Below are 25,960 nucleotides of genomic sequence, written 5' to 3' on the forward strand. Positions count from 1 at the left end.
CCACATGATCCGGGCGCTGATGTACATCCTGCCGCTGGCGCTGACGATCTATGCGTTCATCGACTGCCTCAACACTCCCGAGGACGAGGCCAAGCACCTCCCCAAGGTCGTCTGGGTCATCATCATCCTGCTCTTCTGGATCGTCGGCCCGATCGTCTGGTTCGCCGCGGGCAAGATGCGCCGTCCTCCGGTGGGCGGCCGTACGCCCTCCGAGTGGCACCGCAACCACCGGCACGAGTGGGTCGCCCCCGACGACAACCCGGCGTTCCTCAACTCCCTCCGCGAGGAGAACAAGAAGGACGAGGCCCTCCTCAAGGACTGGGAGGCGGACCTGCGGCGCCGCGAGGAAGAGCTGAAGCGGCGCGAGCAGGGCGAGGACAAGGACAAGGACAAGGGGCAGTCCTAGCGGGTGTCGCGCCGCGGTCTCAGTGGGGCGGGGCAGCCGATCGCCCCGGGCCTGGGGCCGTGGCCGTCAGCACGGCTTCCAGCCGCTCGAAGCGGTCATGCCAGACGGCCAGGCCGTGTGCGCAGTCGCTGTCGGAGCCGTGCCGGTCGTCGGTGAAGCGGACCAGCGTGGAGTCCGTGCCCAGCGGCTCCAGGTGGAAGCGGATCCGGTCGTTCTCGTCCACCGTGTACTCCGCGACCCGTTCGACGTCCCAGGCCGTGACCCGGCCCGAGACCGTCTCGTCCTCGTCGAGCCAGTGCAGGGTCACGGCCCCGCCCAGGTGCCGTTCCAGCACGTCCGCATCCGCGAGCCAGCGGCGCAGCCCCTCCGGCGTGGTCAGGGCCGGCCAGACCGTCTCGTAGGCGCACGGCAGGTGCGGCTCGAAGTGCAGCAGGTAGCGGTCGCCGCTCCGGCGCTCGCTGGTGCCTTGCGGTGTCGGCATGGCACCAGCGTCGCCCCGTAGGCGCGGCCGCGCACCTCGGGCCCAAGCCCGGGGTGCGCGGCCGCGCGTGTACGGAGGACCGGGGGCTCAGACGCCCGCGTACGAGTGCTTGCCGTTGAGCAGGATGTTCACGCCGTAGTAGTTCCAGATCCAGCAGGCGAAGGCGAACAGGGCCAGGTAGGCGGCCTTGCGGCCCTTCCAGCCGGCGGTGGCGCGGGCGTGCAGGTAGGCGGCGTACGCCACCCAGGTGACGAAGGACCAGACCTCCTTGGGGTCCCAGCCCCAGTAGCGGCCCCAGGCGTCGCCGGCCCAGATGGCGCCCGCGATGATCGTGAACGTCCACAGCGGGAAGACGGCCGCGTTGATGCGGTAGGAGAACTTGTCGAGCGAGGCGGCCGACGGGAAGCGCTCCAGCACGGAGGCGGCGATCTTCGAGGGGGTGCCGCCGGAGGCGATCTTGGACTCGTACGAGTCGCGCAGCAGGTAGAGCACCGCGCCGGCCGCGCCGAGGTAGAAGACGGCCCCGCAGAAGATCGCGGTCGAGACGTGGATCCACAGCCAGTACGAGTGCAGGGCGGGGACCAGCTGGTCGCTCTCGGTGTACAGCCAGGTGGTGGCGACGCCGAGGTCGAGCAGGACGGTGGTGACCAGGATCAGGCCGAGCCAGCGGACGTTCTTCTTCAGGACGAGGAGCAGCAGGTACGTCCCGACGGCCACCGTGGAGAAGGTGATCGAGAACTCGTACATGTTGCCCCAGGGGGCGCGCTGCACGGAGGCGGCGCGGGCGACGACGCCGCCCGCCTGGAGGAGGAAGCCGAGGACGGTCAGCGAGACGGCGATCCGGCCGTACAGGTCGCCCTGGGCGGTGCCGCCGGCGGCGCCGGGGCCGTCGGGGACGTCGCGGGTGCCGGGCGCGGACCGGGTGACCACCTTCGGCCTGTCCAGGACGGCGGTGGCGCCCTGGGAGCGGACCTGCACGGCGGGCGCGGCGGCCGCGCCGGCGGTTCCGGTCAGCGCGGCCGCGGTGCGCGCGACCTTGCTGCGGCTGCCGAAGGTCCACTCGGCGATGTGCGCGAGGAAGGCGAGCGTGTAGACCGCCATCGACGAGTAGACGAGGTAGTTGCTGATCTGCGCGAGGTTCTCGTTGACCTCGGCTGCGAGCGGCGTCATCCGCGCTCTCCTTCGACGGTTTCCGTGGCGGGTCGGTCGGGCGCCGTGGGCGCCTGCTCGTGGAGGACGGCGGCGAGCTGCCCCAGCTCCTCGGGGAGCCTGGCGGACTCGCTGCGGCCGAGTCCGGCCATCTCGACGACGGTCGTGCCGTCCGGGCCGGGGACGGCGCGGACCCAGATGCGGCGGCGCTGGATGAACAGCGACGCGGCGAGCCCGCCGATCGCGGCGACCGCCCCGCCGAGGGCGAGGCCGCTGCCGGGCTGGGCGGTGACGGAGAAGGTCGCCCAGCGCTCGATTCCCTCGAACCTGACGGTGCCGGCGCCGTCGGGGAGTTCCATGGTCTCGCCGACGAGCATGCGCTTCTTCAGCAGCTGCCCGTCGGCGTCCTTGAACTCCTTCATCTTGGAGGTGTCCAGCCGGTACACGTTCTGCGGCAGGCCGGAGTCGACGCCGAGGCTGCCGTGATAGGCGCTGAGGGCGAGGACGGGGAACTTCAGGTCGGGGAACTGGGAGAGCATGGTGCCCTGGCCGGCGCCCGCGAAGGTCGGCACGAAGAGGGCGTTGAAGCCGAGCTGCTCCTTGGCGCCGTCCTTGTTGCGGTAGCCGTCGGTGACCTTGACGGCGCCGGAGGAGCTGAGGTTGCCGTCGAACGGCAGCATCGGGACGGCGTCCTTGTAGACGACCTTGCCGGAGGGGTCGGTCACCGAGATGACCGGCGCGTAGCCGTGGCCCAGCAGGTAGACCTTGGCGCCGTCGACCTCCAGGGGCTTGTTGACCTGGATCTCGCGCTTCTGCGGCCCGCCGTCCGCGCCCTTGTGGAAGGTGACGTAGGCGGTGAAGTCGCGGGCGGTGCCCTTCTGGGGGCCGGACTCCTCGTAGCTGGCGTGGAAGTCGTCGAGGGTGAAGGAGAAGGGCGGCAGGTCGTCGGTGCTGAAGAAGCTGCCGGACTTGAAGTCGTCGTACTGGGTGAGGGTGTTGGCGAAGCCGCTGCCGCGCAGGACGAGCTTGCCGCCCTCGGACTTGAAGAGCTGCCCCCAGGCGAAGGCCACCAGCATCACGATCAGCGACAGGTGGAAGACGAGGTTCCCGGCCTCGCGCAGGTACCCCTTCTCGGCGGCGACGGAGCCCTTGCCGGGCTCGGTGCGGAAGCGGCCGCGGCCCAGGAGGGCCTCGGCGTGGGCGAGGACCTGCTCGGGCGTGGTGCCGGTGCGCCAGGTCGCGTACGCGGGCATGCGGTCCAGGCGGCGGGGCGCGCCGGGCGGGCGGCCCGTGAGCTGGCCGACGAACTGCCAGGTGCGGGGGACGATGCAGCCGATGAGGGAGACGAACAGCAGCAGGTAGATCGCGGAGAACCACACCGAGCTGTAGACGTCGAAGAGCTGGAGCTTCTCGGCGACCGGCACCCAGAACTCGTGGGTGCGCTTCCAGTCGGCGACCTTCAGCTCGTCGACCTGGTTCTGCGGGATGAGCGAGCCGGGGATGGAGCCCAGCGACAGCAGGAACAGCAGGATCAGGGCGACCCGCATGGAGGTGAGCTGCCGCCACACCCAGCGGGCCCAGCCGAGGACGCCGATGCCGACGGGGCCGGGGCCGTCCTCCGCGGGGGCGGTGGACAGCTGGGCGCCGGCGGCGGCCTCGGCAGTGTCGGCCCGGTCCGTTTCGGGTCGGTCGGTGTCGGGTCGGCCGGTGTCGGGGGTGGCGCCGGCTCCGGCGGACGGCTCGTCCGCGGGCGGGTGCTGCGCCTCTGCGGACGCCTTGTCGGTCGTACTCATGTCCGTGTAGTCCTCAGATCCCCACCGTGAAGCCTTGGGTCCAGCTCTGCATGTCGTTCACGATGCTGCCCCACACACCTGTGACGAGCAGCAGGCCGGTCACGATCAGCATGCCGCCGCCGATGCGCATCACCCACGCATAGTGCCGCTTCACCCAGCCGAACGCGCCCAGCGCCTTGCGGAACGCGATCGCGGCCGCGATGAACGGGATCCCCAGGCCCAGGCAGTAGGCGACGGTCAGCAGGGCGCCGCGCCCGGCGCTGGCCTGGTCCAGGGAGAGGGTGGTGACGGCGGCGAGGGTCGGGCCCATGCAGGGGGTCCAGCCGACGCCGAACAGCACCCCGAGGAGGGGCGCGCCCATCAGGCCGGCCGCCGGCTTCCGGTGGAAGCGGAACTCGCGCATCGTCAGGCCGGGGATCGCGCCCATGAAGAACAGCCCGAGGAGGATCACCAGGCCGCCCATGACGCGGGAGATGACCTCCTTGTGGCCGAGCAGGACGTTGCCGAACTGCCCGAAGAGGGCTCCCGTGGAGACGAAGACGGCGGTGAAGCCGAGGATGAACAGGCTCGCGCCGGCCACCATGCGGCCGCGCCGGGCCTCGGCGAGGTCGGCGCCGCTGACGCCGGTGACGTAGCTGAGGTAGCCGGGCACGAGCGGGAGCACGCAGGGCGAGAAGAAGGAGACCAGGCCCGCCAGCACGGAGATGGGCAGGGCCAGCAGCAGGGCGCCGGACAGGACGGTGGGGTTCACGCCCGTCGGCTCGGCGGCCAGGGTGAGGAGTTCGGGGACCACGGGGTCACTGCTCCGCGAGCAGCGGGTCGATCATCGAGCGCAGCTGTGCCTCGTTCAGCGGGGCCAGGGTGCGCGCGGCGATCTTCCCCTCCTTGTCGAGGACGATCGTGGAGGGGATGGCGTTCGGGTTGAGGCTGCCGGCCGGGAAGCGGAGCAGGAGCTTTCCGGAGGGGTCGTACAGGCTCGGGTAGGTGATCTTGAAGTCGGCCTCGAAGGCGGCCGCGTTCTGCTTGCTCGTGTCACGGGTGTTGATCCCGACGAAGGCGACGGGCTTGCCGGCGTCGGCGAGCTCCTGGGACACCTTCGCGAAGTACGGGGCCTCGGCCCGGCAGGGCGGGCACCACGAGCCCCACACGTTGAGGACGACGACCTTGCCCTTGAGCTCGGTCGTGTCGAGGGTCTTGCCGTCGACGGTCTCCCCGTCGAGCTTCGGCGCGTCGACGCGCTCGCCCTTCGCGACGGTGGAGATGCCGCTGGGGCCCGTCACGTAGTTGCCTCCGCCGGCTCCCGAGGACTTGGCGCCGTCCTCGCACGCCGTCAGGGTCAGGGCGCCTGCGGCGGCCACGGCGGTCAGCAGGAGGGCGCGGCCGCGGGCGGGGCGGCGGCGGGGGGCGCGGCCAGTTCTCATGTGAAAAGTTTCGCATGAGCGATTTGCCGATCTTCCGCGCCCCCCGGGGCCGGTGACAAGCCGCTGGTCAGGCCCCGAACGCCTTCGACTTGCCCTTGACGGGCCGCGCGCCCGCCAGCAGGTGCGGCGGGACCAGGTCGCGGGCGGGCTCGCTGTAGCCCACCGACACCAGCCTGTCCTCCTGGTACGTGAACGAGGTCAGCGACGCCAGCGTGCACTGCCGGCGGCGCGGGTCGTGCCACAGGCGGCGCTTCTCCGCGAAGCTGCGGACGATCCAGATCGGCAGCTGGTGGCTGACGGCGACGGCCTCGCGGCCGCGGGCCGCGTCCCGGGCCGCCTCGATGGCGCTCATCATGCGGACGACCTGCTCGACGTACGGCTCGCCCCAGGACGGGCGGAACGGGTTCGTCAGGTGCCGCCAGTTGCCGGGCTTGCGCAGGGCGCCGTCGCCGACGCCGAAGGTCTTGCCCTCGAAGACGTTCTCCGCCTCCAGCAGCCGGGCGTCGGTCGCGATCTCCAGGCCGTGGGCCTTGGCGACGGGCTCCGCGGTCTCCTGGGCCCGCTCCAGCGGCGAGGACACGACGTAGGCGATGTCGCGGTCCCTGAGGTGCTCGGCGACCCGGTCGGCCATGCGGCGTCCCAGCTCGGAGAGGTGGTAGCCGGGGCGGCGGCCGTAGAGGACGCCGTCGGGGTTGTCGACCTCGCCGTGGCGCATCAGGTGGACGACGGTGGTGTCGCTCATGCGGAGGCCTCCGGGGTGGCCTGCGCGGCGGCGCGGGCGGCGGCGGGCAGGGCGGCGGCGATCCGCTCGACGGCGGCGTCGTCGTGGGCGGTGGAGACGAACCACGACTCGAACGCGGACGGGGGCAGGTAGACGCCCTGCGACAGCATCGAGTGGAAGAACGCGTTGAAGCGGAAGGCCTCCTGCTGCTTCGCCTCGTCGTAGTTGCGGACGGGGTCCGCGGTGAAGAAGACGGAGAACATGTTGGAGGCGGTCTGCACCCGGTGGGCGACGCCCTCCTTGGCCAGCGCGTCCGTGACCAGGCCCTGGATCCGCTCCGAGACGGCGTCGACCGCGGCGTACGCGGCGTCGTCGAGGAGGCGCAGCTGGGCGAGGCCGGCGGCGGTGGCGACGGGGTTGCCGGAGAGGGTGCCGGCCTGGTAGACGGGGCCGGCGGGCGCCAGGTGGGCCATCACGTCGGCGCGGCCGCCGAACGCGGCGGCGGGGAAGCCGCCGCCCATGACCTTGCCGAAGGTCATCAGGTCGGGGCGGACGCCGTCGACGCCGTACCAGCCGGCCCGCGAGGTGCGGAAGCCGGTCATGACCTCGTCGGAGATGTAGAGCGCGCCGTTCTCCCGGCACAGGTCGGCGAGGCCCTGGTTGAAGCCCTCGGCGGGGGTGACGACGCCCATGTTGCCCGGGGCGGCCTCGGTGATCACGCAGGCGATCTCGCCGGGGTGCGCGGCGAACGCGGCCCGTACGGCTTCGAGGTCGTTGTAGGGGAGCACGATGGTGTCGCCGGCCTGCGCGCCGGTGACGCCGGGGGTGTCCGGGAGCGCGAACGTCGCGAGACCGGAACCGGCGGCGGCGAGCAGCGCGTCCACGTGGCCGTGGTAGCACCCGGCGAACTTCACGACCTTGGAGCGGCCCGTGAAGCCGCGGGCCAGGCGGATCGCGGACATGGTCGCCTCCGTCCCGGAGGACACGAGGCGGACCTGCTCGACCGGCTCGATCCGGGCGGTGATCTCCTCGGCGAGCGCGACCTCGCCCTCGCCGGGGGTGCCGAAGGAGGTCCCGCGGGCCACCGCGGCCTGGATGGCCTCGACCACGGCCGGGTGGGCGTGGCCGAGGATCATCGGCCCCCAGGAGCAGACGAGGTCGACGTACTCGCGGCCGTCGGCGTCGGTCAGGTACGGACCGGTACCGGACACCATGAACCGGGGCGTTCCGCCCACGGCGCGGAACGCGCGGACCGGAGAGTTCACGCCGCCGGGCGTCACGAGGGACGCGCGGTCGAAGAGAGTCTGCGAGACTTTGGCTTCATACGGGTACGGGTAGCTCACACGAGCCATGGTCTCATCAGGCCGCGACCGACTTGCGGACGGGCGTTTCACCGCGCCGCCCCGGGGGAGGTCACTGCCATGATGATCAGGCTGCGTGGCGGCAGCCGCGGGGCCGGGGCAGGCAAGACCAGTCGGGTGGAGATATGCAACGCGGTGGTGGACCGGGCGAGGGTACGGACGACCTCGACCCGAAGCGCGCCCGCGAGGCCCGCGAAGCCCGCCGCCGGGGCAGGCACCGCCGCCGCGCCGCGGACGCGGCCGAGCCCGTGCCCGCGCCGGCCGCGGAGGACCCCGGCGGCCTGGTGCCCAAGGGCCGCGGCATGGGCGTGACGTACAAGTACTTCGGCGCGCCGGACGGGGCGACGGCGGCCCGCGTGCCCGTGACCATGCGGCCGGAGGAGCTCGGCGGCGACGAGCTCGGCATGGGCGGCATGTTCACGAAGATCAAGCCGGAGACCATGGCGGCGATGGTGCTGACCGGCATCCAGGGCATACCCCTGCACAAGGTGCCGCCGCTGGAGCTGGTCGTCCTGCACCCGGACTACGCGGTGGTCAAGCTGCCGACGACGGTCGTCGACCCGCTGCGCGACATCGGCGAGGAGTCGGTCGGCGCGGCGGCGTTCATCTGGTCCACGGTGCCCGACCGCGGGGGCCCGCGGGACGCGTTCAACGTCTACCAGCTGCTGCACGAGTGGCAGGATTTCAGCCAGCGCCTGCACGAGGCGGGCCACCAGCCGTACTGCCTGGTCTGGCCCTGACCGGCCGCCGCGCGCGGGGTGCGGCCCGCGCCGAGCGCCGCCGGGCGGCCGGGACCCGGTAATTCGGCCGCGCGGCCCGCCCCGCGATGGCATTCTGGGCAGCGTGAACGGACCCGGCATCCACCTCACCCTCGCCCCTGAACTCCGCCTGTTCGCCCCGCCCAGCCGGCGCGCCGAACGGGTCCCGACCGCCACGGACGGAGCCTCCAGCCTCGGACACGTCGTCGAGTCCGCGGGAGTCCCGCTGACGGAGGTCGGCCGGCTCCTCGTCGACGGCCGCGAGGAGCCGTTCTCCTACGTGCCGCGGCCCGGCGAGACGGTCGAGGTGTTCGGTGTGGACCGGCCGCAGCAGGTCGCCGGCGCCCCGCTGCGCTTCCTCCTCGACGTGCACCTGGGCACCCTCGCGCGCCGCCTGCGGCTGCTCGGCGTGGATGCCGCCTACGAGAACGAGGACATCGGCGACCCCGCCCTCGCCACCCGCTCCGCGGACGAGCGGCGCGTGCTGCTCTCCCGCGACCGCGGGCTGCTGCGCCGCCGCGAGATCTTCGCCGGCGCGTACGTGTACAGCGACAACCCCGACGAGCAACTGCGGGACGTCCTCGGCCGGTTCGCGCCCGTGCTCGCCCCGTGGACGCGCTGCACCGCCTGCAACGGCACGCTGCGCGACGCCGACAAGGAGAGCGTCGGCGACCGCCTGCAGAGCGGCACGCACCGCTCGTACGACGTGTTCGCGCAGTGCACGTCCTGCGAGCGCGTCTACTGGCGTGGCGCGCACCACGCCCGCCTGGAGCGCATCGTCGCCGACGCGGTCGGGGAGTTCGGGGGCGTGGCGGCGCCGTAGTGCTGTGACCGGGACGGTCTGCCGGGTCAGAAGGCGTAGGTGTCGCCGGTGTCCAGGGCCAGGACCGCGTGCTGGTTGTTGGCGAGGTTCCGGTCGGAGGCGCCGCCGTTCCACCAGGTGTCGATGCGGACGACGGCCTCGGGCACCGGCTCCTTCAGGCTCAGGACGAGCCCGATGTGCCGGCCCTGCCCGTGCCGCGGCAGCGGCCCGGTCTCGCACACCACCTCGCGCGCCCCGGCCCGTACGCAGCCCGCCCCGAGGTCCTGCCGGTCGGCGAGTTCGGCGGACAGGCTCAGGCGCACGGTGGAGTCGGGAAGCTCCGAGGGCCCCTCGTTCCACGGCACGAGCCACACCCGCAGCTCGCCCCGGGACAGGGCGACCCTGCCGTGGTAGGCCACGTCCGCCTCGGGGGCGGCCGCCGCCGCCTCGGCCGGGCCGCGGGGGTCCGGGCCGGCGGCCCCGGCTGCCGCGGCCCCGCCGGGCGCGCCGCACAGCAGCCCCGCCGCGCCGGCCAGCCCTGCGAGCCCCATCACCACACTGCGAGCGGCACCACGGCGCACCGCCACCACCTCCTCGTCCACGCGCGGAGGCTAGCCCGCGGCCCCGCCCGGCCGGTCGGACCATCACACGGACGAGGGCGGGTCCTCCCCCATCCGGCGGGCCCCGCCCCGCGGCGGCCGGGCCCGCACCGGGCGGCAGGCCCGCGCCTATGCTGGCGGGTGTCCGCCGTACGAACACACGCACGCCCGCATCCCACCGCACGCGTGCGCCCATGCACGAGGAGCCGCACATGAGCACGGCCACCCGGACCGCCGTAGTCACCGGCGCGAGCAGCGGGATCGGGGCGGCCACCGCCCGGCGGCTGGCCGAGGCCGGCTACCGCGTCGTCCTCACCGCCCGCCGCAAGGACCGCATCGAGGACCTCGCCGCGGAACTGGGCGCGGCCGGGCTGTCCGCCGCCGCGTACGCCCTGGACGTCACCGACCGGGCCGCCGTCGACGCCTTCGCCGCCTCCCTCGACCGCTGCGACGTCCTGGTCAACAACGCGGGCGGGGCCCTCGGCGCCGACCCGGTCGCCACCGGCGACCCCGCCGACTGGCGCACGATGTACGAGGTCAACGTCCTCGGCACCCTGCACGTCACCCAGGCCCTGCTGCCCGCCCTGACCGGCTCCGGCGACGGCACCGTCGTCGTGCTGTCGTCCACGGCCGGCCACGGCACGTACGAGGGCGGCGCCGGCTACGTCGCCGCGAAGAACGGCGCGCGCGTCCTGGCGGAGACTCTCCGCCTGGAGATCGTCGGACAGCCGGTGCGCGTCATCGAGATCGCCCCGGGCATGGTCAGGACGGAGGAGTTCGCCAAGACCCGCTTCCGCGGCGACGAGGAGAAGGCCGCCAAGGTCTACGCGGGCGTGGCCGAGCCGCTCACCGCCGAGGACGTGGCCGACACGATCGCCTGGGCGGTGACCCGCCCCTCCCACGTCAACATCGACCTGCTGGTCGTCCGCCCCCGCGCCCAGGCCTCGAACACCAAGGTCCACCGCGACCTCTGAGCACCCGGGCCGCGCCCCGGGGAACGAGCCGGGCGGCCCCCTCCGCTCCGTTCGGGTGAATGCGCACGCCCTGCCCCCGCCCGCGCCTACCCTCGGAAAGAGTGAGCCCCCAGAGGGAGGAAGCATGGCCGTGATGCAGCACGAGACCACGATCGCGGAGGCAGCCGATCGCCTTTCCAGGGAGCTTCCCGGGCACCGAGTGGAGATTCTCCAGGGGAGGCTCACCGTGACACCACCCGCCGACGGGCGGCACGCCCTGACGCTGACGTGGCTGACCGAGCGGTTCTACGAAGCCGGCGCGAGGCAGGCCGGCCTGCGGTACGTCCAGAACATCGGCATCTGGCTGCCGACCGGGCCGGACGACTTCGCCATCCCCGACTTCTCCCTGGTCGAGGCGGACTTCACCGAGCACAGGATCGCGAAGAACTGCTACGCACCCGACGTCTTCCGGCTGGTCATCGAGGTCACCTCGTCGAACTGGTCGGACGACGTGGGGGTCAAGGTCGACAGCTACGCCCGCGCCGGCATTCCCGCGTACGTCATCGCCGACCGGCACCACGACGAGGCCGTCCTCTGCTCCGACCTGCGGGGCGGCGTCTACCGCCTGCGCCGGACCCTCAAACGGGGCGAGTCGGTCACCGTGCCCGGGCACGTCGGGGTGTCGCTGGAACTCCCCGTCGACCTGCTGCTCGACGGGGACCCGGACTGACCCGGAGCCGACGGAGGAGCCCCGGCCGGCCCGTGCCGGCCGGGGCTCCTCCGTCCCCCCGTGTCCGCGTGCGGGCTCAGCCCTTCACGCAGATGACCTGCCTGAGCTTGGCCACGACCTGCACCAGGTCGGTCTGCTGGTCGATGACCTGCTCGATGGACTTGTAGGCGCCCGGGATCTCGTCGACCACGCCCGCGTCCTTGCGGCACTCCACGCCCCTGGTCTGCTCCGCCAGGTCCCGCGCGGAGAACCGCTTCTTCGCCGCCGTGCGGCTCATCTTCCGGCCCGCCCCGTGGGAGGCGGAGTTGAAGGACGCCTCGTTGCCGAGGCCCTTCACGATGTACGAGCCCGTGCCCATCGAGCCCGGGATGATCCCGTAGTCCCCGCTGCCGGCGCGGATCGCGCCCTTGCGGGTGACGAGCAGGTCCATGCCCTCGTACCGCTCCTCCGCCACGTAGTTGTGGTGGCAGCTGATCTCCCGCTCGAAGGAGACCTTCGCCTTGCGGAACTCCCGCCGGACGACCTCCTTGAACAGGCCCATCATCGCGGCCCGGTTGTACTTGGCGTACTCCTGCGCCCAGAAGAGGTCGCTCCGGTACGCCTCCATCTCGGGCGTCGCCGCGAGGAACACCGCGAGGTCGCGGTCGATGAGGTTCTGGTTGTGGTCGAGGCCGCGCGCCACGCCGATGTGGTGGTCGGCGAGCTCGTTGCCGATGTTGCGGGAGCCCGAGTGCAGCATCAGCCACACCGAGCCCTCCTCGTCCAGGCAGAACTCGATGAAGTGGTTGCCGGTGCCCAGCGTGCCGATCTGCTTCGCCGCCCGCTCGCGCCGGAACTTCACGGCGTCCGCGAGGTGGTCGAAGCGGTCCCACAGCCGCGCGTAGCCGTCCGCCGGGAACCCGTACAGCCGGTCGGCGTCGAGGGGGTCGCGGTGCATGCCCGCGCCGACCGGGATCGCCCGCTCGATCTTCGAGCGGAGCCCCGACAGGTCCCCCGGCAGGTCGTTCGCCGTCAGGGAGGTCTTCACCGCGGACATGCCGCAGCCGATGTCGACGCCGACGGCCGCCGGGCAGACGGCGTCCTTCATCGCGATCACCGAGCCGACCGTGGCGCCCTTGCCGTAGTGGACGTCCGGCATGACGGCCAGGCCCTTGATCCACGGCAGGGTGGCGGTGTTCTGGAGCTGCCGCATCGCACTCGGCTCGACGGACGCCGGATCGGTCCACATCCGGATGGGGACGTGCTCCCCTGCAACCTCGAAGTACGACATAACGACTTAATCCCCCGAAACCCATGGAAAAATCAGAATCCGCAAAACCCTCGCTCAAGGCCCCAAAGCAGACAGGGGACCGGCGCCGGGACCGGCGTGTGCGATAGACATTGTGTCCATCCGCGCCCAAAGCGCGGCAACGCATTTTCCTGACCGCCGGGCGGCCGGGGCGGTCGAAGGGAGCCAGAGGACGTGCAGCGCAAGGCGGTACGGCGGGTCCTGCCGGGCATCGCGATGCTCACCGCACTCACGGCCGGCATGGCCGGCCTGACCGGGTGCACGGGCGGCGGCAGCGGCAGGGGCGACACCGACTCCAAGTCGGGCACCGGCTCCCCCGCCCCCGCGCCCGCCGGGAAGTACCGCAGCCTTCCTTCCCCCTGCCGGTCGGTCGACGGCAAGCGGCTGCGGGCCATGCTTCCGGCCGCGCCCGGCCTCACCGAGGAGGACCGCGAGCGGCTCTACGCGGGCACCGCCGACACCTCCTACGACGCCGACCGGCACGTCGGCTGCCGGTGGAGCGCGCAGACGCCCGAGGAGACCCGGCTGCTGTCGGTCGGCTTCGAGCGGGTCGTCTCGTACGACCGGGCCGCCATGAGCGACGACGACAAGGCCCGGCAGGTCTACGTCCGCCGCCTCACCGACGCCCGCCTGCCCTTCCCCGGCCCCGCCGCCACCCCCGGCGCCCCGGCCTCCCCCGGTGCCGCCCCGGCGTCGAGCCCCCCGCCGGCCGCCCCGCCCGCCGCCACCGGCGCGCCCGCCGCCTCCGGGTCCCCCGCGCCGGGCACCGGCTCACCCACCCCCTCGCCGTCCCCCTCCGAGCTGGGCTCCCGCGTCCTCGAAGGCCTCGGCGCCGAGGCGTTCATCGAGGACAAACTGGGTGCGGCCGGCGCCAGCGCCGCGCAGTCCCGCACCGTTCGGGTCGTCTTCCGCACCGAGAACGTCCTCGTCACCGTCGAGTACAGCGTCCAGCCCGCCGCGCCCGGCGCCGTCCCCTCCAGCACCGAGACCCAGGACAAGGCGCGGCAGCTGGCGCAGGCGCTCGTCGAGCGCTTCAGCGACTGACGGCGGCGGCCCGCGACACCCCGGCGTGACGGCGCGCACAGCAGCCGTACGCCCGGTGGGGCTACCGTTGCACGGGTCCCGCGCCCGCGCCGCGTCCGTACCGCGCCCCCACCGCTCCACACGAACGCGTCCGACAACGTAGTGAAGGAACCATGCACCGATCTGCTTCGCGCCTCACCCGGGTGCTCGCCTGCGCCGCCGTCGTCCCGGTGATATTCGCCGCCGCCGGATGCTCGTCCGACTCGGACAAGGGCAAGGGCTCCGGATCCGGCGACAGCAAGAAGTCCGGCGCGTCGGCGTCCGCCAAGCCCGGCGGGAAGCCGAAGGTCGAACTGGAGAAGGCCCGCTTCGCCACGCTTCCCGAACCGTGCAAGACGCTCCAGTCCAAGACCGTCGAGACGCTCGTCCCCGACGCGAAGGACACCAACGGCACCGCCACCAAGTCCAACGACCTGGGCAGCCGCGCCAGCTGCTCCTGGAACGGCCTGAAGACGGACGGCCTGAAGGGCTCCCAGTACCGCTGGCTGTCGGTCTCCCTCGTCCGCTACGACTCCCACGCCTCCCTGGGCAGCGCCAACAAGCGGGCCGAGGAGCAGTACGGCAAGCAGGTCGAGACCGCGAAGGCCACCGAAGGCGCGAGCGACGTCAAGGCGGAGGCCGTCGGCGAGACCGGCGACCAGGCCACCTCCATCGTCTTCGGTGTGAAGAAGGACGTGGACTTCGCGAACACGACCGTCGTCGCGCGCACCCACAACGTGGTCGTCACCCTCGACTACAACGGCGCCGCCTACGAGGGCGCCGGGGCACCGGATCACGCCAAGCTGCTCCAGGACGCCGTCGCCGCGGCCAAGGAGATCATCGCCTCCGTCGACGCCGCCAACCAGGAGCAGAAGCAGCCCGAGCAGCAGCCTTCCCCGGCCGCGTCCCAGTAGCAGGCACCGACGCCGCGGAGCGCAGCGGTCCGGGGAGCCTTACTGGAGGCTGACATTCAGTCACCCGTACAGTCACCCGTACGCTGTGCCTGCCGTGGCACGACAAGGGGAGGAGATCGCGGGTGGCCGCGATGCAGCTGACTCGTACGCACCGAATACTCATCGGCGTGGTCGTCGCGGGTGCCGTCGTCATCGCGGGAATCGGCTTCGCCGGCTCGTACGCCGCGGTCCGCGCACTCGCGCTGAAGAAGGGCTTCGGGGACTTCTCGCTGGTCTTCCCGATCGGCATCGACGCGGGCATCTGCGTCCTGCTGGCCCTGGACCTGCTGCTGACGTGGATCCGGATCCCCTTCCCGCTGCTGCGCCAGACGGCGTGGCTGCTGACCGCGGCGACGATCGCCTTCAACGGCGCCGCGGCCTGGCCCGACCCGCTGGGCGTCGGCATGCACGCGGTGATCCCCGTGCTGTTCGTCGTCACCGTGGAGGCGGCCCGGCACGCGGTGGGCCGGATCGCCGACATCACCGCGGACCGGCACATGGAGGGCGTCCGCATCACGCGGTGGCTGCTCTCCCCCATCCCCACCTTCAAGCTGTGGCGGCGGATGAAGCTGTGGGAGCTGCGCTCCTACGAGCAGGCCGTCGGCATGGAGCAGGACCGGCTGATCTACCAGGCCCGGCTCCAGGCGCGCTACGGGCGCGGCTGGCGCCGCAAGGCGCCGGTGGAGGCGCTGATGCCGCTGCGGCTGGCCCGCATCGGCGTGCCGCTGTCGCAGACGGCCCCCGAGGGGCTGGCCGCGGCCGGGATCGAGCCCGCGCTGCTGCCGCCCGCGGACACGGCGGCGAAGGCCCCCGCACTGGCGGCGGGCGCCGCGGCCGCGCAGCCGCAGGCCGTCGCGGCCGGCCCGGCCGAGCAGGGGCCGCAGGAGCCGCCGGCGCCGACCGGGCCCGGGCTGGACCCGCAGGCGCAGGCCGAGGCGCAGGCGCAGGCCGAGGCCCGGGCGGCCTGGCTGCAGGCCCAGGGCGTCCCGCACCAGGCGCCGCCGCCGTTCGCCGTGGATCCGACGGCCATGCCGGCGGCCCACAACAGCGCCTGGTTCGCCGCGCCGCGGGCCCCGCAGACCGCGTACGAGAACGGCTACAACCCGCAGTACGTCGAGGGCCTGGAGCCCACACCGGTGCTGCCGCCGGCCGGCCCCGAGCTGGACACCGAGCAGGACCTGGCCGCCCAGCAGGCCCTCGCCGCCCAGCTCCAGGCCCGCGCCGCCCAGCGCGCCCTGGACGCCCAGGCGGAGACCGCCGGCCAGGACGCCCTCTTCCCGGCGGCTGCCGAGGAGGAGGCGGCCATCGACGAGGTGAAGTTCGAGGAGGCCGCGTACGAGGTCTTCCGGGCACACATCGACGAGAAGAACGGCATCCCGGACGCGGAGAAGGTGGAAGCGCTCCTCGCCGAGCGCCTGGGGATCCTGCATCCGCGCGGCGCGTCCATCCTGCGCCGCCTGATGCCCGACCTGAAGCAGCGCTACCAGCGCGACCTGGAGAACGAGCACATCGCCTGAGCGCCTCCGGCGCCGCCGGGGCGGTGAGGAAGCGGAAAGGGGGCCCGCCGGACATCCGGCGGGCCCCCTTTCGTCGTGTTGCCGGTCAGACCGCCAGCAGCGTGCGGACGCGGTCCGCGCCGACCGCCAGCAGCAGCGTAGGCAGGCGGGGGCCGGTCTCCCGGGTGACGAGCAGGCGGTACAGCAGCGCGAAGAAGCTGCGCTGCGCGACCTTCAGCTCGGGGGTCGGCTTGGCGTCGGGCTCCAGCCCGGCCATCACCTTCGGCACGCCGTAGACGAGCGTGGTCAGCCCGTCGAGGGACCAGTGCGAGTCGAGGCCCTCCAGCAGCAGCGCCAGCGAGCGGCGCGCCTCGTCGTCGAGGGAGGCGAGCAGCTCGGTGTCGGGCTCCTCGCGCACCAGGGTCCGCTGGTCGGCCGGGACCTGGGTGGTGATCCAGTTCTCGGCGCGGTCCAGGCGGGGCCGGACCTCGTCGAGGGAGGCCAGCGGCTGCGACGGGTCGAGGTCGGCCAGGATGCGCAGGGTCTGCTCGTCGTGGCCGGCGGTGATGTCGACGACCGAGGCGAGGGTGCGGTACGGCAGCGGGCGCGGGGTGCGCGGCAGCTCGTGCGAGGCGACGCGGACGGCGCGGGTGTGCGCGGCGGCGTCGGCGGGCAGCACGGAGCCGTCGGCGACCTTCGCCTCCAGCTTGTCCCACTCGTCGTACAGGCGCTGGATCTCCTGGTCGAAGGCGATCTTGAAGCTCTGGTTCGGCCTGCGGCGGGCGTACAGCCAGCGCAGCAGCTGCGGCTCCATGATCTTCAGCGCGTCGGACGGGGTCGGGACGCCGCCCTTCGAGGACGACATCTTGGCCATGCCGCTGATGCCGACGAACGCGTACATCGGGCCGATCGGCTGCTCGCCGCCGAAGATGTGCACGATCTGGCCGCCGACCTGGAAGGACGAGCCCGGCGAGGAGTGGTCGACGCCGGACGGCTCGAAGACGACGCCCTCGAACGCCCAGCGCATCGGCCAGTCGACCTTCCAGACGAGCTTGCCGCGGTTGAACTCCGACAGCTTCACCGTCTCGGTGAACTCGTCCTCGGTGCAGACGTACGTCAGCTCGGTCGTCTCGTCGTCGTACGAGGTGACCTTGGTGAAGTCCTTGCCGCACTCGCCGCAGTACGGCTTGTACGGGAAGTACTCGGCGCCCTCGGCGCTGCCGTCGTCCTCGCCGGCCGCGCCGGAGCCCTCGGCGGCCTCCAGCTCGGCCTCGTCGACCGGCTTCTGCGACTTCTTCGCGGCCTTCGGCTTGGTGCGGTACTGGGCGAGGACGGCGTCGATGTCGCCGCGGTGCTTCATCGCGTGCAGCACCTGCTCGCGGTACGCGCCCGAGGTGTACTGCTCGGTCTGGCTGATCGGGTCGTACTCGACGCCCAGCTCGGCCAGCGCCTCGACCATGGCGGCCTTGAAGTGCTCGGCCCAGTTCGGGTACGGAGACCCCTCGGGCGCGGGCACGGAGGTCAGCGGCCGGCCGATGTGCCCGCCGTGCGACTCCTCCGTGACGCCGGGGATGCCCTTGGGCACCTTGCGGTAGCGGTCGTAGTCGTCCCACGACAGGACGTGGCGGACCTCGATGCCGCGGCGGCGGATCTCGTCGGCGACCAGGTGCGGGGTCATGACCTCGCGCAGGTTGCCCAGGTGGATCGGGCCGGAGGGGGAGAGTCCGGACGCGACGACGACAGGTTTGCCGGGTGCTCGGCGCTCCGCCTCGGCGATGACCTCGTCCGCGAAACGGGAGACCCAGTCGGTCTCGGTGCTGCTCTGAGCCACGACACGTCCTTCTATCTCGAATGCTGGCTTCAGCCATTCTCCCAGACGGAACCCGCCGCTCCTTGGTTGCCCGGCACCCGGTACAAGCCGGGAAACGGGATGCGGCCGCGTGGGATACTCGGCCCTTGTCGGAACGAACAACCCCGCGCCCCGGCGGACTCCGCCCCCGGGCACACTCACAGGAACGGCAGCTCATGGCCTCGGTCCCTTCCCTCGCTTCCTCCGTCCATCAGCGCGTCGCCGACGCCCTCGCCTCCGCCCTGCCGGAGGCCGGTGCGGCCGACCCGCTGCTGCGACGAAGCGACCGGGCCGACTTCCAGGCCAACGGCATCCTGGCACTGGCGAAGAAGGCCAAGGCCAACCCGCGCGAGCTGGCGGCCACCGTCGTCGGCGGCCTCGACAAGGGCGGCGTCATCGAGGAGATCGAGGTCTCCGGCCCCGGCTTCCTCAACATCACCGTCTCCGACCGGGCGATCGTCGAGACGCTCGCGGCGCGCGCCGCCGACGACCGCCTCGGCGTCCCCGTCAACCCGGCCGCCGGCACCACCGTGATCGACTACGCGCAGCCGAACGTGGCCAAGGAGATGCACGTCGGCCACCTGCGGTCGGCGGTCATCGGCGCGGCCATGGTCGAGATCCTCGAGTTCACCGGCGAGCAGGTCGTGCGCCGCCACCACATCGGCGACTGGGGCACCCAGTTCGGCATGCTCATCCAGTACCTGATCGAGCACCCGCACGAGCTGGACCACAAGGCCGCGGAGCCGGCCGCCGGGGACTCCGACGCCGCCGAGGCGGCCGGCGAAGAGGCCATGTCCAACCTGAACCGGCTGTACAAGGCGTCGCGCGCGCTGTTCGACGCCGACGAGGAGTTCAAGACCCGCGCCCGCGCCCGCGTCGTCGACCTCCAGGCCGGGGACGAGCAGACCCTCGCCCTGTGGCAGCGGTTCGTCGACGAGTCGAAGATCTACTTCTACTCGGTCTTCGACAAGCTCGACATGGACATCCGGGACGCCGACATCGTCGGCGAGTCCGGCTACAACGACATGCTGGCGGAGACCTGCCGCCTGCTGGAGGAGTCCGGCGTCGCCGTCCGCTCCAACGGCGCGCTGTGCGTCTTCTTCGACGAGTACAAGGGCCCCGACGGCCAGCCCACCCCGCTGATCGTCCAGAAGTCCGACGGCGGCTTCGGGTACGCCGCCACCGACCTGTCCGCGATCCGCGACCGCGTCGGCAACCTCAAGGCCAGCACCCTGCTGTACGTGGTGGACGCCCGCCAGTCGCTGCACTTCAAGATGGTCTTCGAGACCGCCCGCCGGGCCGGCTGGCTCCAGGAGGGCACCAAGGCCGTCCAGCTCGCCTTCGGCACCGTCCTCGGCGCCGACGGCAAGCCGTTCAAGACCCGCGAGGGCGAGACCGTCCGGCTGGTCGACCTGCTGGACGAGGCCGTCGACCGGGCCACCGCCGTCGTCCGCGACAAGGCGGACAAGGCGGGCCTGACCGAGCCGGAGGTCGTCGAGAACGGCCGCCACGTCGGCATCGGCGCCGTCAAGTACGCCGACCTGTCCACGTCCGCCGCGCGCGACTACAAGTTCGACCTGGACCAGATGGTCTCCCTCAACGGCGACACCTCCGTGTACCTCCAGTACGCGTACGCCCGCATCCGGTCCATCCAGCGCCGCCTCGCCGACACCGCCCCCAAGGCGCACCCCGAGCTGCCGCTGGCCCCGGCCGAGCGGGCGATGGGCCTGCACCTCGACGGCTTCGGCGAGCTCGTCGCCGACGCCGCCGCCGAGTACGCCCCGCACAAGCTGGCCGCCTACCTGTACCAGCTCGCCTCGCACCTGACCGCCTTCTACGACCAGTGCCCCGTCATCAAGGCCGACACCCCGGAGCAGCAGGAGAACCGCCTGTTCCTGATCGACCTGACCGCGCGCACCCTCGGCAAGGGCATGGGCCTGCTGGGCATCCGCACCCCCGAGAAGCTCTGACGCCTCCCGCGTCCCGCTTGCTCCACGACGCCCCCGGCCCGGCAGCCCCGCGCTGCCGCGCCGGGGGCGGCCTCGTTCCGGAACCCGCCAAGTACCGTGGGCCGGAAGGCCGTTGACGGAACGGCCGTCGGCACGGGGAGGGCACGCACACGATGAAGGCAGGCGTCTACCTGGCGCACCCGCGGGCCGGGAGCTTCAACCACGCGCTGTTCGAGGCCGTCACGGCCGAACTCGCCGCCCGCGGCTGCGACGTGCGCGCCCACGACCTGTACGCGGAGGGGTTCCCGCCGCTGCTCACGGCGGAGGAGACGGAAACCGTCGGCGCGGCCGCCGCCTCCGCGGACCCGCGGGTCGAGGCGCACCGCCGCGAGGTCGCCGACCTCGACGCGCTGGTCTTCGTCCACCCCAACTGGTGGGGCATGCCGCCGGCCGTCCTGGCCGGCTGGGTCCAGCGGGTCCTCGCCCCCGGCGTCGCCTACAAGCTGGGCACGGCGCAGGGAGAGCCCGCCGGACTGCTGCGGGCCGACCGCGCCCTCGTGCTGAACACCTCCGACACCCCCGAGGAGCGGGAGGCGGGCGAGTTCGGCGACCCGCTGGAGCGCGTCTGGGCGGCGTGCGTCCTGCCGTACACCGGCGCGCGGGACGTCCGCCGCCGCGTCTTCCGCACCGTCACCGACGCGACGGAGCAGCAGCGGACCGCCTGGCTGGCGGAAGCCCGCGCACTGGCCGCCGCCCTGGTCACGGACCCGCCCACCGCCTGAGCGCCGGCCGGGACCCGGCACACCTGGCGACGGGCCGCGCGACTCCGTACGATCACCTGACCGCGGGCCGCGGCCGGGGGGTCCGGGGAACGGCACCGCGGGAGGCATGGGGAGACCGATCGTGGACCCGTTACGACTGGCGCGCGCCGCACTGCACGTCCTCACGGAGACGGACGCCGGGGGCACCCCGGCGCAGGCCGCGCTGCCCGCCCGCATCCGACTGCTGGCGGAAACCCGCCTGCGCGCCACCGCCTCGGGCACGGTGGCCCTGCACCGCCTCCGCGACGCCCCGGGCGCCGCCTCGGCCACCATGGCGGAGATCGTCCTGGCCGACGAGGCCGACCGTGACCCGGCGTTCGCGGCGGCGCTGCGCGAGCTGCTGGAGGAACTCCGGCGCTCGCCGGGAGCGGCCGCGGCCCGGGACGCGGCGCGGGAGCACACGGTGGCGGCGGATGCGGCGCCCGCGGAGCCGAAGGCGCCGGGGGCGCCGTCCGCGGAGCCGAAGGCGCCGGGGGCTCGGGCGGCGGAGGCTCCGGAGACGGCTCGGGGCGCGGGGGCGACGGCGGCCGCCGCACCGGCGACGGCACCTGCCGCGTCGGCGCCCGCTGCGGGAGCCGCGGGAGCCGCACCGGCGGAGGCCGCGGCCGAGGTGCCCGGGACGGCTCCGGCTGCGGGGCCCGCCGCGCCCGCGCCGGACCAGGCGGCACCGCCGCCCCTGCTGCCGCCGTCCCCCGCGCCGCAGTCGCCGACGGGGCCGACGGCCTCGCCCCCGCAGCCGGCGGCCGCGGGCGGGAGAGGGCCGGGGCGGGCCCCGACGAATCCCGCCGCCGACCCGCCCACCGTCCCGTCCGGCCCGCTGCGGCCGGCCTCCCGGACGCGATCGGCAGGGCGGGCCGTACGGGCGGCCTTCCTCGCGGGAACGGCCGCCGCCACCGGGATCGCCGCGTCGGGCGGCCGGGTGCCCGCCGCCCTGTGGCCGCTGCTGCTGCTGCTCGCCGTCGCCGGACTGGTCTGCGCCCGCTCCGCGGTCCGCCGCCCGTTCCGCCCGCTCCTGGCCGCGGGGCTGCTGCTGAACCTGGGAGTGCTCGGCCTGCTCCTCGCCGACGCCGTCACAGGCCGCACGTTCTAGCCGCGGGTCCGGTCGCCCCGATCGGACCCGATCACCCGTTCGGCCCGATTCCGGTCGACCGGGCCGGGGGTAGGGACGTGCCGTCCGTCCCTCCCCACCCGCCCCGGAGGCCCCGTGCCCCTCATGACCGGCCCGTACCGGCCCGGCACCCCGTGCTGGATCGACCTGATGGTGCCCGACCAGCAAGCCGCCCTCGACTTCTACACCGGCCTGTTCGGCTGGACCGGCGAGGTCGGCCCGCCCGAGACCGGCGGCTACTCCGTCTGCGAGTACAAGGGGCAGCCGGTCGCCGGGATCATGAAGGCGATGAACCCGGACGGGTCCGTCCCCGACCCGATGCCCCCGGCCGCCTGGACCACCTACCTGGCCGTGCACGACGTACACGAGGTCGTCAGGGCGGGCACGGCGGCCGGGGGCGGCACCCTGGTCGACCCGACGGAGGTCATGGACCTCGGCCGGATGGCCGTCCTCTCCGACCCCACCGGCGCCGTCTACGGCATCTGGCAGGCCGGCACCTTCCAGGGCGCCGGAATCGTCAACGAGGACAACACCCTCACCTGGAACGAGCTGGCAACCAGCGATCCCGGCAAGGCCGCCGCGTACTACGCATCCATCCTGCCGATCACCCCGGCCCTGTCGGAGATGCCGGGCGCCGAGGGCTACACCGAACTCAAGGTCAACGACCGCGCCGTCGGCGGCATGATGTCCCTCGACCGGCACCCGAAGGGCACCCCGCCGCACTGGCTGCCGTACTTCTGCGTCGCCGACGCCGACGCGACCCAGGCCGCCGCGGAACGCGCCGGCGGCAGCGTCATGGCCCCCGCCTTCGACATGCCGGTCGGCCGCATGGCCGTCCTGGCCGACCCGCAGGGCGCGGTGTTCGCGGTGCTCAAGCCGAACGAGGCCCCGGAGCAGCCGGACCCGATGTGACGGGCGGGGCCCGGGCCGCCGCCGACGGGCCGCCGCCGACGGGGCGGAGGCGGGGGCGGGGGCGGCCCGAAGGGGCCGTCGGTTCAGTAGTGGTACCGGACCTGGGCGACCTCCACTGCTTGGTCCTGGATCCGGTACACCAACCGGTGCTCGTCGGTGATCCGCCGAGACCACCAGCCCGACAGGTTCTCCTTGAGCGGCTCCGGCTTCCCCGTGCCTTCGAAGGGTGTCCGCAGGATTCCGCCGATCAAGCGGTTGATCCGCTTGAGTATCTTCGGGTCGGCAGTTGCCCAGTACGTGTACTGCTCCCAGGCCCGGCCCGAGAAGACAACTCTCACGCGGCGGACCCGGCTTCTTCCTCGTCGTCGACGCTGATCAGCTCCCTGGCCTGGCCTCGTCCGGCATCCAGCTCTGCGATCGATTCCATCAGGATCTGCGCGTTTCGCGGCGAGCGCAGGAGATAGACGGTTTCCTGCCAAGAGCGGAAGTCCTCAGCCGACATGATCACCACGTCACCGTGCTCCCGGGACGTGACCTCTATGGGCACGTGGTCTTCGTTGACCTGCCGGATCAGCGGATAGAAGCGCTGACGGGCCTCATTGGCTGAAATCGACATGGCTGACCTCCCATGGACCACAGACGCAGTCATAGTCGTACGGGATTGCCGTACCAGTCCCACCGTCGAGCCGACCCTGCATCGACCGCAGGCCGGTGCCGGCGCCGGTTGCCCCGTTCGCCGGCACGCCGAACTCGCACCAGACCGACTTGCCCGGCTGCCTGGGCAGCACGCCCCACCGGTCCGAGACCGCCTCGACGATGCGCAGCCCGTACCCGTCGCCGACCCGGGTGCGGGACAGCCCGGGGCCGCTGTCGTGCACTTCCAGCCGCAGGCCGCCCTCGTACCGCCGGAGCCGGACGCGGTAGTACCGGCCGGGCGGGACGCCGTGGCGGAGGGCGTTGCCCGCGAGTTCGCTCACGCAGAGCAACAGGTCGTCGCGGTGTTGGGTGACACCCCACACGTCAAGTGTTTCCGCCGTGAACTGCCTGGCCGCGGCAACGGTTTGGCGCGAGCGAGCGAAGTAGCGGTCCCTCATCCGGGCGGGTTCAATCTCCTGGATCACGGGGCGATCGTCGCCGTCCGTCACTACGGTGTGCAGTGCGACCGCCCGTACCGATCCGTTGGTACGGGCAGGCACGGGTACATCGCGGGCGCAGGTGGGGAGTCCGGAAAACATGCCGCCGAGGAAACGCGTACCGAAGAACGGCACCGCCCTGAAGATGGTCGGGGCGCAGGTGGCCGTGCTGCGGGTCAGGAAGGGCCTGACACAGCGCCAACTGGCCAGGTTGGTGCGGATGGAAGAGGAGACGATCGCCTCGATCGAACAGGGCAGACGCGCCCTGATGCCTGACGTGGCCGAGATGATGGACCGGGTCCTGGAGTCGGGCGGGGTGCTGGCGGCGGGGGTGGAGAAGCTGCCGGCGGTGGACCGCGTACCGGAATGGGCCGAGGAGTACATGCGCTGCGAGGCGGAGGCCGTCGCGCTGTCCTGGTACGACAACCAGGTCGTGCCGGGGCTGCTCCAGCCTGCCAGCTACGCCCGGGCGGTCTTCAGGTGCCGAGTCCCCGCCTACCGAGAGGAGGAGATCGAGGCACACACAGCCGACCGCCTGGACCGGCAGCGGATACTGCATCGCGAGTCACCGCCGACCACAAGCTTCGTCATCTGGGAGCCCGTCGTCCGCCACCGCATCGGCGGCCGGGAGGTACACGAGGAACTGCTTCGGCACCTGATCGCATGCACCGAACTCCCCGATGTTTCCATCCAGGTGATGCCACTGGAACAAACCAGGCACGCTGGCCTCGACGGTCCCTTCATCCTCCTGGAGACCCCCGACCACCAGTACTTCGGATACTCCGAGAGCCAGCGCGGCAGCCAGCTCATCTCCAGTGGAGACGAGGTCAGCATCTTGGCTCGCCGATATGCGATGCTGCGGACTCAGGCCCTCAACACCGAGCAGACGCGGGGCCTGTTGGACCGCCTGCTAGGAGAGCTATGAGCACCGCACTGAAGTGGTTCAAGTCCAGCTACAGCGGCAGCGATGGCGGGGCCTGCCTGGAGGTCGCCGTCGATTGGCGGAAGTCCAGCTACAGCGGCAGTGACGGCGGCCAGTGCGTCGAGGTCGCCGCCTGCCCCGGCACCGTCCACGTCCGGGACTCCAAGGTCACCGACGGGCCGGTGCTGAGCCTCGCTCCCGCCTCCTGGACGGCGCTCGCCGGGTGGGTCGCGGGGCGGTAGCCGCGCCGCGTGGCAGCGGGTGTCGGCCGGGGCTCGGCCGGCACCCGCTCGTTCGCGGATCAGGAGGACAGCGGGTAAGAGTGCCTGCCCGTCGCCTCGTCGATCTCTCCGTGCGCCTTCTGCAACATCTGGGACGCGAGATCCATCAGCGCCCGCGCGCCCGCGATCTCTTCCCCGACCCTCAGCTGTGCCGGATCGGAGGGGTGGCGCATGGCGTAACCGCGCGCCCGCATCTCGGAGCCGTCACCGAGCCTGACCATGGCCGCCGCAGTGGTGCGGTGTCCGTCCTCGGTGAATTCGAGCTCCACGTGCCACCCGACCAGTGTGGACATGGTGCATCACCTCCAGGGGCTCACCCTTGTCCCTCCAGGGTGCTCCCGGGGTGGGCGGGATGCGAGCGGGGCGGGGGTGGCGGGGAGGCGGCGGGAGCCGGTGGACGGTAGCCGATGGGTCGGGGTCGGGTGTGTGGCTGGGGGTGTCCCCGGCAGTTGATGGTGTCCGGGGCGGGCCGGTCCCTCAAGGGCGCGCCCGTTGGGCGCGTCGCGGTGCGATGGCCCTTGCGGGCCACCCTTGACCGACCGACCCGCCCCGGAGGCATTTTTTCTGCCGGGACGCCCCCAGGGGAACGGCCTGGAGGTACTTGGGCCTACAAGCCGGATCAGGGAGCCTCCTCCCCCGCCCCGGCGGCCGCATCCCACCCAACCGGCATCAGCCGACCCGACGGCGGAAGCCGGGGGGCTCCGGCGTCGGGAAACGACGTCCAGAGCATCATCCGGAGACAGGAGCGCCCCGGATCGCTACATGGGCACCCTCGGCTCAGCGGCCATCGGCCGTCAGGGGCCGGGAGCGCGTCCGATCGCTACGTGGGCGTTCTCTGTTCAGCGGCCGTCGGCCGTCAGGGGCCGGGAGCGCGTCCGATCGCTACGTGGGCGTTCTCTGTTCAGCGGCCGTCGGCCGTCAGGGGCCGGGAGCGCCCCGGATCGCTACGTGGGCGTCCTCGGCTCGGCGTCCGGCGGTCGTCAGGGGCCGGGAGCGCGTCCGATCGCTACGT

Annotated in this window: 28 protein-coding genes; 14 read left to right on the top strand and 14 right to left on the bottom strand. The window is 72.7% G+C overall.

All coding sequences use genetic code 11. The features are described 5' to 3' along the window. Nucleotides 1–4: 4 nt before the first annotated feature. On the top strand, nucleotides 5–406 hold the full coding sequence (locus tag ACZ462_RS31005; protein WP_467808864.1) for a PLD nuclease N-terminal domain-containing protein: 402 nt from the start codon (nucleotides 5–7) through the stop codon (nucleotides 404–406). A 19-nt stretch (nucleotides 407–425) separates the two neighbouring features. On the opposite strand, the gene ACZ462_RS31010 is transcribed toward ACZ462_RS31005, so the two are convergent. The 7 genes from ACZ462_RS31010 to hemL all read right to left on the bottom strand — a co-directional run bounded on the left by ACZ462_RS31010 (nucleotide 426) and on the right by hemL (nucleotide 7,323). Beyond that, nucleotides 426–887, bottom strand: a complete 462-nt coding sequence (locus tag ACZ462_RS31010; protein ID WP_467808863.1) for an SRPBCC domain-containing protein — start codon at nucleotides 885–887, stop codon at nucleotides 426–428. Between the two features lie 87 nt (nucleotides 888–974). After that, nucleotides 975–2,057, bottom strand: a complete 1,083-nt coding sequence (gene ccsB, locus ACZ462_RS31015; protein ID WP_467808862.1) for a c-type cytochrome biogenesis protein CcsB — start codon at nucleotides 2,055–2,057, stop codon at nucleotides 975–977. Then, on the bottom strand, nucleotides 2,054–3,829 hold the full coding sequence (resB, locus tag ACZ462_RS31020; RefSeq protein ID WP_467808861.1) for a cytochrome c biogenesis protein ResB: 1,776 nt from the start codon (nucleotides 3,827–3,829) through the stop codon (nucleotides 2,054–2,056). The genes ccsB and resB overlap by 4 nt, the downstream gene beginning before the upstream one ends. Nucleotides 3,830–3,842: 13 nt before the next feature. Further along, the gene (locus ACZ462_RS31025; protein ID WP_467808859.1) at nucleotides 3,843–4,622 is read right to left on the bottom strand and encodes a cytochrome c biogenesis CcdA family protein; all 780 of its coding nucleotides are present in this window, start codon (nucleotides 4,620–4,622) and stop codon (nucleotides 3,843–3,845) included. A gap of 4 nt (nucleotides 4,623–4,626) precedes the next feature. Then, nucleotides 4,627–5,250 carry a TlpA family protein disulfide reductase gene (locus ACZ462_RS31030; protein ID WP_467808858.1) on the bottom strand — a complete coding sequence of 208 codons (624 nt, stop codon included), beginning with the start codon at nucleotides 5,248–5,250 and terminating at the stop codon, nucleotides 4,627–4,629. A 67-nt stretch (nucleotides 5,251–5,317) separates the two neighbouring features. After that, on the bottom strand, nucleotides 5,318–5,992 hold the full coding sequence (locus tag ACZ462_RS31035; protein WP_467808856.1) for a histidine phosphatase family protein: 675 nt from the start codon (nucleotides 5,990–5,992) through the stop codon (nucleotides 5,318–5,320). Beyond that, entirely contained in the window at nucleotides 5,989–7,323 is a 1,335-nt protein-coding gene (gene hemL, locus ACZ462_RS31040) for a glutamate-1-semialdehyde 2,1-aminomutase (protein WP_467808855.1), read from the bottom strand. Before hemL ends, ACZ462_RS31035 begins: the two co-directional genes overlap by 4 nt. 134 nt (nucleotides 7,324–7,457) lie before the next feature. On the opposite strand from hemL, the gene ACZ462_RS31045 reads away from it, so the two are divergent. Together ACZ462_RS31045 and ACZ462_RS31050 are read left to right on the top strand one after the other, a co-directional pair. Continuing rightward, nucleotides 7,458–8,072 carry a hypothetical protein gene (locus ACZ462_RS31045; protein ID WP_467808854.1) on the top strand — a complete coding sequence of 205 codons (615 nt, stop codon included), beginning with the start codon at nucleotides 7,458–7,460 and terminating at the stop codon, nucleotides 8,070–8,072. Between the two features lie 103 nt (nucleotides 8,073–8,175). Further along, complete coding sequence (locus tag ACZ462_RS31050) at nucleotides 8,176–8,913, top strand: Mut7-C RNAse domain-containing protein (protein WP_467808853.1); 738 nt, start codon at nucleotides 8,176–8,178, stop codon at nucleotides 8,911–8,913. Nucleotides 8,914–8,939: 26 nt separating this feature from the next. Here ACZ462_RS31050 and ACZ462_RS31055 read toward each other — a convergent pair whose 3' ends face one another. Next, complete coding sequence (locus ACZ462_RS31055; RefSeq protein WP_467808852.1) at nucleotides 8,940–9,494, bottom strand: hypothetical protein; 555 nt, start codon at nucleotides 9,492–9,494, stop codon at nucleotides 8,940–8,942. Nucleotides 9,495–9,703: 209 nt separating this feature from the next. Here ACZ462_RS31055 and ACZ462_RS31060 point away from each other — a divergent pair, with 209 nt between their 5' ends. Together ACZ462_RS31060 and ACZ462_RS31065 are read left to right on the top strand one after the other, a co-directional pair. Continuing rightward, the gene (locus ACZ462_RS31060; RefSeq protein ID WP_467808851.1) at nucleotides 9,704–10,465 is read left to right on the top strand and encodes an SDR family NAD(P)-dependent oxidoreductase; all 762 of its coding nucleotides are present in this window, start codon (nucleotides 9,704–9,706) and stop codon (nucleotides 10,463–10,465) included. A 133-nt stretch (nucleotides 10,466–10,598) separates the two neighbouring features. Continuing rightward, nucleotides 10,599–11,174 (top strand): Uma2 family endonuclease, encoded by a 576-nt coding sequence (locus ACZ462_RS31065; RefSeq protein ID WP_467994535.1) that lies wholly within the window; start codon nucleotides 10,599–10,601, stop codon nucleotides 11,172–11,174. A 76-nt stretch (nucleotides 11,175–11,250) separates the two neighbouring features. Here ACZ462_RS31065 and ACZ462_RS31070 read toward each other — a convergent pair whose 3' ends face one another. After that, nucleotides 11,251–12,444 (bottom strand): RtcB family protein, encoded by a 1,194-nt coding sequence (locus ACZ462_RS31070; RefSeq protein WP_467808849.1) that lies wholly within the window; start codon nucleotides 12,442–12,444, stop codon nucleotides 11,251–11,253. Between the two features lie 192 nt (nucleotides 12,445–12,636). Here ACZ462_RS31070 and ACZ462_RS31075 point away from each other — a divergent pair, with 192 nt between their 5' ends. From ACZ462_RS31075 to ACZ462_RS31085, 3 genes are all read left to right on the top strand, one after another. Beyond that, entirely contained in the window at nucleotides 12,637–13,506 is an 870-nt protein-coding gene (locus ACZ462_RS31075) for a DUF3558 domain-containing protein (RefSeq protein WP_467808848.1), read from the top strand. A 152-nt stretch (nucleotides 13,507–13,658) separates the two neighbouring features. Continuing rightward, nucleotides 13,659–14,438 carry a DUF3558 domain-containing protein gene (locus tag ACZ462_RS31080; RefSeq protein WP_467808847.1) on the top strand — a complete coding sequence of 260 codons (780 nt, stop codon included), beginning with the start codon at nucleotides 13,659–13,661 and terminating at the stop codon, nucleotides 14,436–14,438. A gap of 122 nt (nucleotides 14,439–14,560) precedes the next feature. Further along, nucleotides 14,561–15,994, top strand: a complete 1,434-nt coding sequence (locus ACZ462_RS31085) for a DUF2637 domain-containing protein (protein ID WP_467882737.1) — start codon at nucleotides 14,561–14,563, stop codon at nucleotides 15,992–15,994. Between the two features lie 85 nt (nucleotides 15,995–16,079). Here the strand turns inward: ACZ462_RS31085 and lysS are convergent, their stop codons facing one another. Continuing rightward, nucleotides 16,080–17,804, bottom strand: coding sequence for a lysine--tRNA ligase (gene lysS / locus ACZ462_RS31090; protein WP_467808845.1), 1,725 nt, complete (start codon nucleotides 17,802–17,804; stop codon nucleotides 16,080–16,082). 194 nt (nucleotides 17,805–17,998) lie between these two features. Here lysS and argS point away from each other — a divergent pair, with 194 nt between their 5' ends. The 4 genes from argS (at nucleotide 17,999) to ACZ462_RS31110 (ending at nucleotide 22,612) form a co-directional block, all read left to right on the top strand. Then, entirely contained in the window at nucleotides 17,999–19,792 is a 1,794-nt protein-coding gene (argS, locus tag ACZ462_RS31095) for an arginine--tRNA ligase (RefSeq protein ID WP_467808844.1), read from the top strand. Between the two features lie 152 nt (nucleotides 19,793–19,944). Further along, nucleotides 19,945–20,553 carry an NAD(P)H-dependent oxidoreductase gene (locus tag ACZ462_RS31100; RefSeq protein WP_467808842.1) on the top strand — a complete coding sequence of 203 codons (609 nt, stop codon included), beginning with the start codon at nucleotides 19,945–19,947 and terminating at the stop codon, nucleotides 20,551–20,553. A gap of 121 nt (nucleotides 20,554–20,674) precedes the next feature. Next, nucleotides 20,675–21,682 carry a hypothetical protein gene (locus ACZ462_RS31105; RefSeq protein WP_467808841.1) on the top strand — a complete coding sequence of 336 codons (1,008 nt, stop codon included), beginning with the start codon at nucleotides 20,675–20,677 and terminating at the stop codon, nucleotides 21,680–21,682. Nucleotides 21,683–21,805: 123 nt separating this feature from the next. Then, a complete protein-coding gene (locus ACZ462_RS31110) occupies nucleotides 21,806–22,612 on the top strand; it encodes a VOC family protein (protein ID WP_467808878.1) in 807 nt (268 codons plus the stop codon). Nucleotides 22,613–22,695: 83 nt separating this feature from the next. Here the strand turns inward: ACZ462_RS31110 and ACZ462_RS31115 are convergent, their stop codons facing one another. From ACZ462_RS31115 to ACZ462_RS31125, 3 genes are read right to left on the bottom strand one after another with little or no spacing between them, the layout of a single operon-like run. After that, on the bottom strand, nucleotides 22,696–22,950 hold the full coding sequence (locus ACZ462_RS31115; RefSeq protein WP_467808840.1) for a Txe/YoeB family addiction module toxin: 255 nt from the start codon (nucleotides 22,948–22,950) through the stop codon (nucleotides 22,696–22,698). After that, nucleotides 22,947–23,228, bottom strand: a complete 282-nt coding sequence (locus ACZ462_RS31120; RefSeq protein WP_467808839.1) for a type II toxin-antitoxin system Phd/YefM family antitoxin — start codon at nucleotides 23,226–23,228, stop codon at nucleotides 22,947–22,949. The genes ACZ462_RS31115 and ACZ462_RS31120 overlap by 4 nt, the downstream gene beginning before the upstream one ends. After that, entirely contained in the window at nucleotides 23,209–23,733 is a 525-nt protein-coding gene (locus ACZ462_RS31125) for an ATP-binding protein (protein ID WP_467808838.1), read from the bottom strand. Before ACZ462_RS31125 ends, ACZ462_RS31120 begins: the two co-directional genes overlap by 20 nt. A 112-nt stretch (nucleotides 23,734–23,845) precedes the next feature. Between ACZ462_RS31125 and ACZ462_RS31130 the strand changes: the two genes are divergently transcribed. Together ACZ462_RS31130 and ACZ462_RS31135 are read left to right on the top strand one after the other, a co-directional pair. After that, a complete protein-coding gene (locus ACZ462_RS31130) occupies nucleotides 23,846–24,670 on the top strand; it encodes a helix-turn-helix domain-containing protein (protein WP_467808837.1) in 825 nt (274 codons plus the stop codon). Further along, complete coding sequence (locus ACZ462_RS31135; RefSeq protein WP_467808836.1) at nucleotides 24,667–24,909, top strand: DUF397 domain-containing protein; 243 nt, start codon at nucleotides 24,667–24,669, stop codon at nucleotides 24,907–24,909. The genes ACZ462_RS31130 and ACZ462_RS31135 overlap by 4 nt, the downstream gene beginning before the upstream one ends. A gap of 59 nt (nucleotides 24,910–24,968) precedes the next feature. On the opposite strand, the gene ACZ462_RS31140 is transcribed toward ACZ462_RS31135, so the two are convergent. After that, complete coding sequence (locus ACZ462_RS31140; protein WP_461909758.1) at nucleotides 24,969–25,241, bottom strand: DUF1876 domain-containing protein; 273 nt, start codon at nucleotides 25,239–25,241, stop codon at nucleotides 24,969–24,971. Nucleotides 25,242–25,960: the final 719 nt, after the last annotated feature.

Source organism: Streptomyces sp. NPDC031121 (assembly GCF_055570615.1).

Bases quoted from the DNA above. Each gene is read 5' to 3' on its own strand.
- ACZ462_RS31120 (WP_467808839.1), bottom strand. From the start codon at position 23,228: ATGTCGATTTCAGCCAATGAGGCCCGTCAGCGCTTCTATCCGCTGATC.
- ACZ462_RS31045 (WP_467808854.1), top strand. From the start codon at position 7,458: ATGCAACGCGGTGGTGGACCGGGCGAGGGTACGGACGACCTCGACCCG.
- ACZ462_RS31110 (WP_467808878.1), top strand. From the start codon at position 21,806: ATGACCGGCCCGTACCGGCCCGGCACCCCGTGCTGGATCGACCTGATG.
- ccsB (WP_467808862.1), bottom strand. From the start codon at position 2,057: ATGACGCCGCTCGCAGCCGAGGTCAACGAGAACCTCGCGCAGATCAGC.
- ACZ462_RS31130 (WP_467808837.1), top strand. From the start codon at position 23,846: ATGCCGCCGAGGAAACGCGTACCGAAGAACGGCACCGCCCTGAAGATG.
- ACZ462_RS31140 (WP_461909758.1), bottom strand. From the start codon at position 25,241: ATGTCCACACTGGTCGGGTGGCACGTGGAGCTCGAATTCACCGAGGAC.
- hemL (WP_467808855.1), bottom strand. From the start codon at position 7,323: ATGGCTCGTGTGAGCTACCCGTACCCGTATGAAGCCAAAGTCTCGCAG.
- ACZ462_RS31070 (WP_467808849.1), bottom strand. From the start codon at position 12,444: ATGTCGTACTTCGAGGTTGCAGGGGAGCACGTCCCCATCCGGATGTGG.
- ACZ462_RS31135 (WP_467808836.1), top strand. From the start codon at position 24,667: ATGAGCACCGCACTGAAGTGGTTCAAGTCCAGCTACAGCGGCAGCGAT.
- ACZ462_RS31100 (WP_467808842.1), top strand. From the start codon at position 19,945: ATGAAGGCAGGCGTCTACCTGGCGCACCCGCGGGCCGGGAGCTTCAAC.
- ACZ462_RS31080 (WP_467808847.1), top strand. From the start codon at position 13,659: ATGCACCGATCTGCTTCGCGCCTCACCCGGGTGCTCGCCTGCGCCGCC.
- ACZ462_RS31065 (WP_467994535.1), top strand. From the start codon at position 10,599: ATGCAGCACGAGACCACGATCGCGGAGGCAGCCGATCGCCTTTCCAGG.
- ACZ462_RS31060 (WP_467808851.1), top strand. From the start codon at position 9,704: ATGAGCACGGCCACCCGGACCGCCGTAGTCACCGGCGCGAGCAGCGGG.
- ACZ462_RS31030 (WP_467808858.1), bottom strand. From the start codon at position 5,250: ATGAGAACTGGCCGCGCCCCCCGCCGCCGCCCCGCCCGCGGCCGCGCC.
- ACZ462_RS31035 (WP_467808856.1), bottom strand. From the start codon at position 5,992: ATGAGCGACACCACCGTCGTCCACCTGATGCGCCACGGCGAGGTCGAC.
- ACZ462_RS31005 (WP_467808864.1), top strand. From the start codon at position 5: ATGATCCGGGCGCTGATGTACATCCTGCCGCTGGCGCTGACGATCTAT.
- argS (WP_467808844.1), top strand. From the start codon at position 17,999: ATGGCCTCGGTCCCTTCCCTCGCTTCCTCCGTCCATCAGCGCGTCGCC.
- ACZ462_RS31010 (WP_467808863.1), bottom strand. From the start codon at position 887: ATGCCGACACCGCAAGGCACCAGCGAGCGCCGGAGCGGCGACCGCTAC.
- resB (WP_467808861.1), bottom strand. From the start codon at position 3,829: ATGAGTACGACCGACAAGGCGTCCGCAGAGGCGCAGCACCCGCCCGCG.